Origin of the sequence: Staphylococcus sp. GDY8P54P, from assembly GCF_017892645.1 — a bacterium.
Taxonomy (GTDB): Bacteria; Bacillota; Bacilli; order Staphylococcales; family Staphylococcaceae; genus Staphylococcus; species Staphylococcus ureilyticus.
The window spans coordinates 1-11,871 of the sequence record NZ_JAESLN010000001.1; the positions used below are offsets into that span (position 1 = coordinate 1).

Below are 11,871 nucleotides of genomic sequence, written 5' to 3' on the forward strand. Positions count from 1 at the left end.
TCACCGTTGGTGCGTCTGGTGCTGTCGTGTCTACTACTGTTGTCGTTGCTTCTGTTGATGTGTTGTTATCTTTGTCTGTCGCTACAACTTTGATTGGCTCTCCACCTTCTAAATCCACATTTGATGGAATTTCAATCGTATAGTTGCCTTGATCATCAGCTGTGCCTGTTGCTGTTTTACCATCTGGGAATGTCACTGTAACCGTTGAGCCTGGTTCTGCTGTGCCACCAATTGTTGTAGCTTCGCTTGTTACTTCTTTCACCGTTGGTGCCTCTGGTGCTGTTGTGTCTTTAACTGTTGTTGTCGCTTCTTCTGATTTGTTGCCATCTTTATCTGTCGCTACAACTTTGATTGGTTCTCCACCTTCTAAATCTACATCTGATGGGATTTCGATTGTGTAGTTGCCTTCACTGTCTGCTGTTCCTGTTGCCGTTGTTCCGTCTGGGAACGTTACTGTAACCGTTGAGCCTGGTTCTGCTGTGCCACCAATTGTTGTAGCTTCGCTTGTTACTTCTTTCACCGTTGGTGCCTCTGGTGCTGTTGTGTCTACTACTGTTGTCGTTGCTTCTTCTGATTTGTTGCTATCTTTATCTGTTGCTGTTACGACAATGTTTTCTCCGCCTTTTAGGTCAACATTTGTTGGAATTTCGATTGTGTAGTTGCCTTCACTGTCTGCAGTACCTGTTGCTGTTTTACCATCTGGGAATGTCACTGTGACCGTTGAGCCTGGCTCTGCCGTGCCACTAACTGTTGTATCTTCGCTTGTTACTCCGTTCACCGTCGGTGCTGATGGCGCCGTTGTGTCTTTAACTGTTGTTGTCGCTTCTTCTGATTTGTTGCCATCTTTGTCTGCCGCTACAACTTTGATTGGCTCTCCACCATCTAATTTGACATCTGATGGAATTTCAATCGTATAGTTGCCTTGATCATCGGCTATTCCTGTTGCCGTTTTACCGTCTGGGAACGTCACTGTGACCGTTGAGCCTGGTTCTGCCGTTCCACTTACCGTTGTAGCTTCACTTGTCACTTCTTTCACCGTCGGTGCTGATGGTGCTGTTGTGTCTACTACTGTTGTCGTTGCTTCTGTTGACGTGTTGTCATCTTTGTCTGTCGCTACAACTTTGATTGGCTCTCCACCTTCTAAATCTACATTTGATGGAATTTCAATCGTATAGTTGCCTTCACTGTCTGCAGTACCTGTTGCTGTTTTACCATCTGGGAATGTCACTGTAACCGTTGAGCCTGGTTCTGCTGTACCACCAATTGTTGTATCTTCGCTTGTTACTCCGTTCACCGTCGGTGCATCTGGTGCCGTCGTATCTACTATTGTTGTCATTGTCTCTTCAGATGTATTGCCAACTTTATCTTTAGAAGTAACTTTGATATCTTCTCCACCTTCTAAATCTACATTTGATGGAATTTCAACTGTATAGTTACCTTCACTGTCTGCTGTTCCTGTTGACGTTGTTCCATCTGGGAACGTTACTGTGACTGTTGAGCCTGGTTCTGCCGTGCCACTTACTGTTGTAGCTTCGCTTGTCACTTCTTTCACCGTCGGTGCTGATGGCGCCGTTGTGTCTTTAACTGTTGTTGTCGCTTCTTCTGATTTGTTGCCATCTTTATCTGCCGCTGTTACGACAATGTTTTCTCCGCCTTTTAGGTCAATATTTGTTGGAATTTCGATTGTATAGTTACCTTGATCATCGGCTGTGCCTGTTGCCGTTGTTCCGTCTGGGAATGTCACTGTAACCGTTGAGCCTGGCTCTGCTGTGCCACTAACTGTTGTATCTTCGCTTGTTACTCCGTTCATCGTCGGTGCCTCTGGTGCTGTTGTGTCTTTAACTGTTGTTGTCGCTTCTTCTGATTTGTTGCCATCTTTATCTGTTGCTGTTACGACAATGTTTTCTCCGCCTTTTAGATCAATATTTGTTGGAATTTCGATTGTGTAGTTGCCTTCACTGTCTGCAGTACCTGTTGCTGTTTTACCATCTGGGAATGTCACTGTAACCGTTGATCCTGGCTCTGCCGTTCCACTTACCGTTGTAGCTTCACTTGTCACTTCTTTCACCGTCGGTGCTGATGGTGCTGTTGTGTCTACTACTGTTGTCGTTGCTTCTGTTGACGTGTTGTCATCTTTGTCTGTCGCTACAACTTTAATTGGTTCTCCACCTTCTAAATCTATATTAGATGGAATATCAACTGTATAGTTACCTTCACTGTCTGCTGTTCCTGTTGCTGTTTTACCATCTGGGAATGTCACTGTAACCGTTGAGCCTGGTTCTGCTGTACCACCAATTGTTGTATCTTCGCTTGTTACTTCTTTCACCGTTGGTGCTGCAGGTGCTGTTGTGTCTTTAACTGTTGTTGTCGCTTCTTCTGATTTGTTGCCATCTTTATCTGCCGCTGTTACGACAATGTTTTCTCCGCCTTTTAGGTCAATATTTGTTGGAATTTCAATTGTATAGTTACCTTGATCATCGGCTGTGCCTGTTGCTGTTGTTCCGCCTGGGAATGTCACTGTAACCGTTGAGCCTGGTTCGGCAGTGCCACCAATTGTTGTATCTTCGCTTGTTACTTCTTTCACCGTTGGTGCTGCAGGTGCTGTTATGTCTTTCACTGTTGTTGTTATAGAATCTGAGATATTTCCATTACCATCCATCGCTGATATTAATAGTTCTTCGTCACCTTTTAAATCTATTTTTTCAGGAATAGTAATTGTATATTCACCTTGGTTATTTGCTTTACTTTCTGCTGTAGTACCATCTGGGAACGTTACGGTAACTGTTGAACCTGGCTCTGATATGCCACTGATTGTTGTGTCTTCACTTGTTACTTCTTTCACTGTTGGTGCCTCTGGCGCTGTTGCATCAACTACTATTGTTGAAGCTTCTGTTGATTTATTATTAGATTTATCTTGTGCTATCGCTTGAATCTCTTCGCCACCAATTAAATCAATAGCATCTGGAATATCTACGCTAAAGTTACCGTGTTCATCCGCTTCTACATCAACCGTGATATTACCAGGGAATGTGATTGTGACTGTTGAATTAGGTTCTGAACTTCCCACAATTTGTGCGTCTTCACTTGATACTCTATTTATTTTAGGTGCATCCGGTGCTGTCTTATCTATAACAATCGTTGAAGTTGGATTTGAAATATTTCCTGTTTTATCTGTTGCTGTTACTTGTAGTTCTTCTCCACCTTCTAATTTAGTACCAGACGTAATATCTATTGTGTAATTACCTTGACCATCTGCTGTTCCTGTTGCCGTTGTCCCATCTGGGAACGTTACTGTAACCGTTGAGCCTGGTTCGGCAGTGCCACCGATTGTTGTATCTTCGCTTGTTACTTCTTTCACCGTCGGTGCCTCTGGTGCTGTTGTATCTTTAACCGTTGTTTTAACTGGTTCTGTTTCATTACCAGCATCGTCTGTAGATGTAACTTGTATTTCTTCGCCGCCTTCTAAACTAACTTCATTCGGAATTGCTATTGTATAATTTCCTGTTTCATCTGTTGCACCAGTAGCTGTTTCACCATTTGGAAATTTGATTGTTATTGTAGAATTTGGTTCTGCTGTCCCACTAATATTTTTATCTTGGCTAGTTACACTGTTAACCGTTGGTGGTGCAGGTGCTGTTGCATCTGTTACTGTTGTTGATCCAGCATGAGAAACATTACCAGCACTATCTTTTGATGTAGCACTAATCGTTTCTTTACCTTGTAACCCTTCATTTTCTGGGATAGTTACAGTGAAATTCCCATCTTGATCAGCTTTAGTTTCCACAACTTTGCCACTTGGGAATGTCACACTAACTGTCGAATTTGCTTCTGCTGTGCCTTTAACCTCTGTACTTACACTTGTCACATGGCTTATTTGTGGTACATCTGGCGCTGTTGCATCTATGACTTGAGTGCTACCTTTTTGAGAAACGTTACCTGCTTTGTCCTTCGACGTAGCTACTATCGTTTCCCCACCTTGTAATCCTTCGTTTTCTGGAATATCTACTGTGAAGTTTCCATCTAGATCTGCTACTGCATCTACAACTTCGCCACTCGGGAATGTCACACTAACTGTTGAATTTGCTTCTGCTTGCCCATTCAATTGCTTACTATTACTATTGACGTCATTTAATGTAGGAGCATCTGGAGCTGTTATGTCTGTTACTATACGCGTCGCAACAGGTGATTCATTACCTGCTTTATCTGTTGCTATAGCTTTAAATACTTCGCCACCTTGAAGAGTGACACCACTCGGTATATCTACTGCATATTTACCCTGACTGTCAGCAGTTGTTGAAACTTTACCACCACCTGGGAAAGCAACAGTTACTGTTGAATTAGGTTCTGCTGTACCAGTTACTTGTGTGGCTTTACTTGTTATTGGATTTATCACTGGTGCGTCTGGTGCTGTCGCATCTGTTACTGTAATTTGATCTGAAACTTCACTTGTTTTTCCACCTTTACTAGCTGTTGCAGTTAAAATAGTTCCAGCTTTCAATGGTTGATTCAATGTTAAAGAGGCAGCTGAACCATCATTGGGAATTTGAACTTTTCCAATTTCAACATTGTTATTATCTTTAACCGTAACAGTTGCACCCGCTGCACCATTAACTTTAATTACTGTATCATTGTCATCAACTGGATTAATTGATGGTGTTGGTACCTTGGAAATATCAATAACTTCGAATGTATTCACTTCATCATTTTCATAATTAGGTGAATCGATTGCGATAGTGTAGGTGCCCTCAGGTGATTGTGGTATAGATACTGAGAAAGTGCCATCAGGATTGACTGTTGATGTACCAATGACTTTTCCAGTTGCATCTAACACTTTTGCAGTTTGAGTTGCTGCACCTTCTTTTAATGGAACTGACCCAGTTACAACTCTAGCCTCATTTGTAATATCAGCCGCATCAGGTTTACCAACTAATGGTGACGTTTTATAATTGATAACTTCATCACCATCATTTTTACCATCTCCATCTGTATCTTCGTTTTCAGGATCTGAAAGTGATACTTGTCGTTCATATCGATCTAGTAAACCATCTTTATCATAATCTTGTAGTGCTAAAGTTGAAGTCCCTAACGTATTATTTATTAAAAGATTATTACTATCAGTTAAATAACCTGCGAAAGTAAAATCTTCTTTTTGTTTTGTTGTTTCTCGAATAAGATTACCTTCAGAATCATATTCCGCATCTTTAGTTAATATATTATTTACACTTTGATTTAATTTAATTACAATACGAACGCCTACTGTTTCAGGTAAAGTATTGTTAAACTCGATTAGTTTATTTAAGTCATTACTAGTAATTGTGCCATTACCGATACTATCAAGCTGTAAATCAGCTACTTTGTCTCCAGCATGATAGGTCTTGTCAAATCCTGAAAGACCTTTGTAGTCATATGTGTGTAGTTCTACTCCTTCAATATAAGGTAATAAATCTTTATCTATTTGATAGTTATATGACCATTGTTTTCCTTTAGTTTTAGAATATGCGAAAATACCATTTTTCATTATTTGTTGATCAATCAGTATTCCTCCGTGTTCTCCCACAGAACCATCATATGTAGCAGAGCCGCTACTTGCTTTAAATGCATTACTATTTTCTGGAGAAAGGTTATTTTCTAATTGACTTAAATCTTTATCAGCTGTAGTTAAGAAATAACCGCTACTTTCAGAAGTCTTAACAATTTTATTAGATAGTGAATCTCTAACAAACATTTGATAATTCAACTTATTATTACTTAATTCTCCAGATGCATTCAAAATGTTACCCACTGTATCATCTAATTCTATTTTACCGTTAGTCGCTGTATACTGTGATAGTATTTCAGCGCCTCCGAACAAACCATCATTTGCTCTGATAAAATTGATTTCCCAAGTATTAGTGAAATTACCGTTTTCATCTTTTAATCTTATAAATTCAACAGGGGTATTTCTACCACTAGGATTAGCAGATATTTTTGTGACATGATTTGCTATTTTCGGATCCAATTTCAGATCAATTTTATAGCGATCTCCTGAATTTGAGCCTGACATGTAACTATGAATATCAAAAGGAATGACATTGCTGTCTAGAGTCTTTTGTGAATCTAACTTACTTGGATCAAAAATCAATGATGCAAATGTATAGTTGTCCATATAGCCCAGTGATTTTTCAACTTTTTCATTTTGTTCTACTGCTGCTCGTAATGCAGTTGGCGTAGCCATTGAACGCAACAAAGTACGTTTTGGAGTGGCTAACGTTTTCGCTTTATCTTGTTCATTCGAAAGTTGAATAATTGAAGCCTTTAAAATTTCAATATTTATTGCTTCATCAGTTGTATTTTTATAATCAATATCAGCGTTTTCTAAAATTGCTTTAGTGTCTTCTGTTGAAAGCTGACTATTTAAATAATCTTCAACTGCCTTTTGTTTATTCTCTGTTTCTGACAGTTGTTTTGTTAATTTTGATTGTGTGTGATTACTCGTTTCAGGATTTTTCGTCATTTCTGTAGTTTTTTCATCATCAGAAGATGGTTCAGTTGATGGTTGTTTATCATTTTGCCCATCTAAATTTTCTGTTTTAGTGCCTTCTTTTGTATTATTAGAAGTGTCAGGATTTTTTTCTAGTGATTTTTCAGTTGGCGCTTCATTGCTAGATACATCTGTATCTTTTGTTGTTTCTGTTGACGTCTCATTTGTTGAATCTTTTACTTTATTGTTATCCGTTGTTGTTTCATTACTTTCAGTTGCTCTTTCTTGATCAGATTCTTCTTTGTTCGTACTATCTTCATCTAAATGTGAAGTATCACTGTTCTCATCTTGTTTTGTTTCAGATGTATCTGCTTTTTCTATTGTTTGTTTATTCAAAACCTCATTTGTAGATTCATTCTCGTTTGTAGACTCATTAGTGTTATTATATTCTTCTTGTTGACCTAAGGTTGCGTCGTTATTATCTGGCTCTTTTTGATCCTTACTTAGATCATTATCAGTTTCTTCTTTTTGTAATTCATTTTTAGAATTTTCTGTCTTTTCTTCAGTAACATTGTTTTCACTGCGACTTAACGTTGTGTCATTTTCTTCTACACTTTTTATGTCTTGCACATCAAGTGCTTCACCTTTATCTGAATCATTAGCCTTATTATCATTCGTAATTGAGTCTAATTCAGCAGCTTTTGCTTCACTACTTACTCCAAATACAAGTGTCGCCCCAATCAATAATGATGCTGTTCCAACTGTAAACTTTCTAATAGAGTATTTATTTAACCTATTAGGTAAAAATCCTTGTTTGTTTTTCATCTTTTCCCACCTCAAAATAAACTTTATCACAATTTAATTCTACTCAATTAATTCGAAAAATCAAGATATTTCTTAAAGGTAAGTTATTAATATGAAAAAATGTCGCAAATTACAGTTGTTCGCCATTTTAAATTTATATGTTTTAGCATGCCACAATCAAGATATTTTCAATATTGTTAATTTCTATATAGTTTCAGAAATTCTGTTTTACGAACAATTTTCTCCATTAAGCATGATAAAAAAATTGTTTTAAATTGTAAAATTAATTAAACAATGAAATGCCATACAAAAATAAAGAAGTTTTCAATCGTTCATATAGAGTTCACAATCTTACCTTATATTTAAATTAAACATTCATTACAGGAGGTCGTTAAAATGAAAAAATTAATGTTCAGTTCAGCATTTTATACATTATTAGGCATGCTAAGTGGTTTATTTTATAGAGAGATGTCAAAAGCAGAAAACTTTAGTGGTTATTCGCAATTAAATGTAACACATACACATTTACTTGTTTTAGGTACAATTATGTTTTTAATATTTATGGTGATAGAACATCAATTAAAACTTACTCAACACCACACTTTATTTAACTATTTCTTTTATGTCTATCATTTCGGTGTATTATTAACGGTTGCTATGCAATTTGTAAATGGTATAGCAACTATGAAAGGTTTTGAAGTGAGCCCTGCTATTGCTGGTATTTCAGGATTAGGTCACATTGCTATTTCTATCGCTTTCATTTTATTCTTTGTATTATTAAATAAAAGTATTAATGTCAATTCTAAATAAACGTAGATATAATTAAAGGTCGAATCACATTTCTAAACATAGAAATCGATTCGACCTTTTGACTTTCATATTAACAATAGTAAAAAACCTAAAATTATAATAAACAAGTAAATCCATTTTTCAAAATTATGATAAGTCGTATGGTTTATAAGATACTTTCCAACAACAACTGAAATAATCAAACAAGGTATGCTCAATAAAAATAATGATACCGTTTGACTGGTCCATATTCCTCCAGATGCTTGACCGATCACTACGAATATAGCTGTAATTAAAAAATGGGCTTGTATTGTACTTCTAAAATCTTTAATATGCCAAGGCGCCATTGTGCCATAAATGACAACTGGTACACCATGTGAATTATACAAACTTCCTAATACACCTGAAATCATACCTGTTAGGCTTGGCCATATGTTAGATTTTAATATGATATTATATCTATTTTTAAAAAAGGTAATTTTTCCAAACGCATATATACCATATAATATTAAAAATAACCCAAGCATAATTTGTATAAATGAAGTTGCAATATGCTGTAAAATCAAAATACCAAGTGGAACACCTAATAAACTCCCCAACAACATTAATAATAGTACTTTAATTTTTATATTTCTATAATCTAAAAATATATTTAAACTCGCTACTGTTAGTCCAGCCAACCCCACCAGTGAAATAGATGTATGTAAATTTAATCCTATCAATGCTAAAAGTGGCATACTCACGAGTGCTTCCCCAAAACCAAAATATGTTCTGACTAATCCACCTAAAAATATAGAAATCAAAATGTAAACTAAAAATAAATCCATGCTTTAACTCCTGATTCAATGCGTCATCCATAACAGCCATATCTCTTCTATTAATATTATGTTACTTATTAATTTATTTTGTTAACACTTACTAACGCTTATAATAATAACATTCATAAACTATCAAATTGATTATATTAAACTTTCATTATAATATTTTAAAAATCAGAGCACGCTTTATTCTACTATCATTCATAAACGCTCAAACTTGCTTTTTTTCTAAAAAGGAAATATATTATACAAAACTAGTATATTTTTTATACCGTTAGTGTTTAATCTACACGATAGTGGTTATGAGTATTGAGAAGTTTTATTACTACCATACTTAAAACACAAGCAACTAGAAAGTTTATTACGAGGAGGTATTATATGAATATCGTTGGTCACCATCACATTTCAATGTATACAAAAAACGCTCAAAAAAACAAAGATTTTTATACTCAAATTTTAGGACTAAGACTGGTTGAAAAGTCAGTTAACCAAGATAATCCTAAAATGTACCATTTGTTTTTTGGAGATGAAATTGGTTCGGCTGGGACACTATTAAGTTTTTTTGAAATACCACTTTTAGGAAAAAACCGTCCAGGAACTGATTCTATATATCGCTTATCATTACTTATACCTGACGAAAGTGCTTTGAATTTTTTTAAAGAAAGATTAAGTCAATTCAATATTACATGGACACCGTTAGTTTATTTAAATCAGCCTGCCATTACCTTTAAAGATATAGATGGTTTGGAGATCATTTTATTAGTTAATGACAATTATTATACACCGAATGCTTGGAGAAAAAATCCATATACTGAGATACCTGAGCAATACCAAATTTTAGGAATGGGTCCTGTAGAACTAAGAGTTAAAAATGCTCAAGCTACACTCGATTTTTTAAAAAATAGCTTATCATATACACTTAGAAGTGATTTAAACGAAACCGTGATGACTTTAGATCATAACGGATTATATACTGATTTTGTTATTGTAGAACAACAAGGTGAACGTGCTCGACCTGGCCAAGGTTATGTGCACCATATTGCTGTTAATACACCAAAAGATAGTGATTTAAATTCAATTCATAAAATAATAGAGCAACAACCTGAAAATAACTCAGGAATTATAGACCGATATTTTTTCAAATCTTTATATTTTAGACAAAACCGTATTTTATACGAATTTGCCACGGATGAACCTGGGTTTACAGTAGATACAAAAATAGAAGATTTGGGTAAACATTTAAATTTACCAGACTTTATGGAACCACAACGTACAGAAATTGAAAATAATCTACATGAATTATAGAAAGGTGATTATATGGCACAGTTAAAAATGAATGAAAATACTCCATTAGAATTTGGACTCTACTCATTGGGTGACCATTTATTAAATCCACATAATGGAGAAAAAGTGAGTTATGAACAAAGAATTAATGAACTTATTGAAGCTAGTCAATTAGCTGAACAGGCTGGTATAGATGTATTTGGTATCGGTGAAAGCCATCAAGAACATTTTACAACACAAGCACATACAGTAGTTTTAGGTGCCATAGCACAAGCCACTAAAACAATAAAAATTTCCAGTTCTTCTAGTATTATAAGTGCTGCAGATCCTGTAAGGGTATTTGAAGATTTTGCTACTTTAGACTTAATTTCACATGGCCGAGCTGAAATTGTAGCAGGTCGTGCTTCACGAACAGGTATATTTGATTTATTTGGATTAGATTTGAATAATTATGATGAACTTTATGAAGAAAAACTTAATTTATTAATGGAATTAAATAAAACAGATAAAATTACTTGGTCAGGCAAATTCAGACCTGATTTAAATAATATGAAGATTTTCCCACGTCCAATTGATGACACATTACCTATTTGGCGTGCAGTCGGAGGACCTCCAGCAAGTGCTATCAAAGCAGGTAGGCAAGGAATACCAATGATGATTACAACACTCGGTGGTCCAGCAATGACTTTTCAAGATTCTATAGAACAGTACAGATTAGCTGCAAAAGAAAATGGTTATGATAATTCACCTGAATCTTTACCAGTATCAACAGCAAGTTTATTTTATACTGCTGACACTACTCAAGATGCTTTAAAAGAATTCTACCCGCATCTAAATGTTGGAATGTCATTTATCAGAGGTGCAGGTTATCCAAAACAACAATTTGCAAAGGCCCCTGACTATAGAGATGCCTTAATGGTTGGTAGCCCACAACAAATCATTGAAAAAATTCTATATCAACATGAGTTATATAATCACCAACGATTTATGGCACAAATTGATTTTGGCGGTGTTCCATTTAATAAAATCATGAAAAATATAGACCTTATAGGCAATGAAATTATTCCAACAGTAAAAAAACATTTAAGAAAGTAGGTCAATGATACTATGAATATTGTATTACTATCTGGCTCTAGCGTTGGTTCAAAAACGCGTACTGCTATGACATATTTGAATCAAGCACTTATGAATCAAGATGATACACACCATATTAATTTTATTGATTTAAAAGAATTAGAACTAGTGTTTAGTGATGGCAGAAATTATTTAGATTACAATGGCGATACATTATATCTTACGCAAACTTTGATGAATGCTGATGTCATTTTTATCGGATTCCCAATTTTCCAAGCTTCTATTCCCGGTACATTAAAAAATGTATTTGATTTACTACCAGTTAATGCATTTAAAGATAAAATAGTAAGTATACTTGCAACTGCAGGATCGCCAAAACATTATCTCATCCCAGAAACACAACTAAAACCAATATTAGGTTATATGAAGGCACATATTATGCAAACTTATGTATTTATAGAAGAACGCGATTTTTCAAATAATGAGATTGTAAACGATGATATTTTATTTAGGATAGATGATTTAGTTTCATCTACATTACGTACTTCAAAAGCATATGCACAAGTTTTGAAAGAAGAAGAAGATCAATATGATTTCTAATTAATGATCATCAATATATTAAAATTCACGGTTGCTAAGTTT

The 11,871-nt window shown here is 35.4% G+C and carries 6 protein-coding genes; 4 read left to right on the plus strand and 2 right to left on the minus strand.

The window, feature by feature from the left end; genetic code table 11:
- Nucleotides 1-7,285 (minus strand): Ig-like domain-containing protein (locus KA883_RS00005; protein ID WP_210139801.1); only part of this gene is annotated, 7,285 nt, incomplete at its 3' end.
- A gap of 375 nt (nucleotides 7,286-7,660) precedes the next feature.
- Here KA883_RS00005 and KA883_RS00010 point away from each other — a divergent pair.
- The gene (locus tag KA883_RS00010; RefSeq protein ID WP_210139802.1) at nucleotides 7,661-8,074 is read left to right on the plus strand and encodes a DUF2871 domain-containing protein; all 414 of its coding nucleotides are present in this window, start codon (nucleotides 7,661-7,663) and stop codon (nucleotides 8,072-8,074) included.
- Nucleotides 8,075-8,139: 65 nt separating this feature from the next.
- On the opposite strand, the gene KA883_RS00015 is transcribed toward KA883_RS00010, so the two are convergent.
- Nucleotides 8,140-8,880, minus strand: coding sequence for a sulfite exporter TauE/SafE family protein (locus KA883_RS00015; RefSeq protein ID WP_046206959.1), 741 nt, complete (start codon nucleotides 8,878-8,880; stop codon nucleotides 8,140-8,142).
- Between the two features lie 369 nt (nucleotides 8,881-9,249).
- On the opposite strand from KA883_RS00015, the gene KA883_RS00020 reads away from it, so the two are divergent.
- The 3 genes from KA883_RS00020 to KA883_RS00030 are packed head-to-tail and all read left to right on the plus strand — an operon-like array spanning nucleotide 9,250 to nucleotide 11,829.
- Complete coding sequence (locus KA883_RS00020; RefSeq protein ID WP_046206958.1) at nucleotides 9,250-10,176, plus strand: VOC family protein; 927 nt, start codon at nucleotides 9,250-9,252, stop codon at nucleotides 10,174-10,176.
- A 12-nt stretch (nucleotides 10,177-10,188) separates the two neighbouring features.
- Nucleotides 10,189-11,250, plus strand: coding sequence for an LLM class flavin-dependent oxidoreductase (locus tag KA883_RS00025; RefSeq protein ID WP_046206957.1), 1,062 nt, complete (start codon nucleotides 10,189-10,191; stop codon nucleotides 11,248-11,250).
- 12 nt (nucleotides 11,251-11,262) lie between these two features.
- Nucleotides 11,263-11,829, plus strand: a complete 567-nt coding sequence (locus KA883_RS00030; RefSeq protein ID WP_046206956.1) for an NADPH-dependent FMN reductase — start codon at nucleotides 11,263-11,265, stop codon at nucleotides 11,827-11,829.
- Nucleotides 11,830-11,871 lie beyond the last annotated feature (42 nt).

Bases quoted from the DNA above. Each gene is read 5' to 3' on its own strand.
- KA883_RS00025 (WP_046206957.1), top strand. From the start codon at position 10,189: ATGGCACAGTTAAAAATGAATGAAAATACTCCATTAGAATTTGGACTC.
- KA883_RS00020 (WP_046206958.1), top strand. From the start codon at position 9,250: ATGAATATCGTTGGTCACCATCACATTTCAATGTATACAAAAAACGCT.
- KA883_RS00030 (WP_046206956.1), top strand. From the start codon at position 11,263: ATGAATATTGTATTACTATCTGGCTCTAGCGTTGGTTCAAAAACGCGT.
- KA883_RS00015 (WP_046206959.1), bottom strand. From the start codon at position 8,880: ATGGATTTATTTTTAGTTTACATTTTGATTTCTATATTTTTAGGTGGA.
- KA883_RS00010 (WP_210139802.1), top strand. From the start codon at position 7,661: ATGAAAAAATTAATGTTCAGTTCAGCATTTTATACATTATTAGGCATG.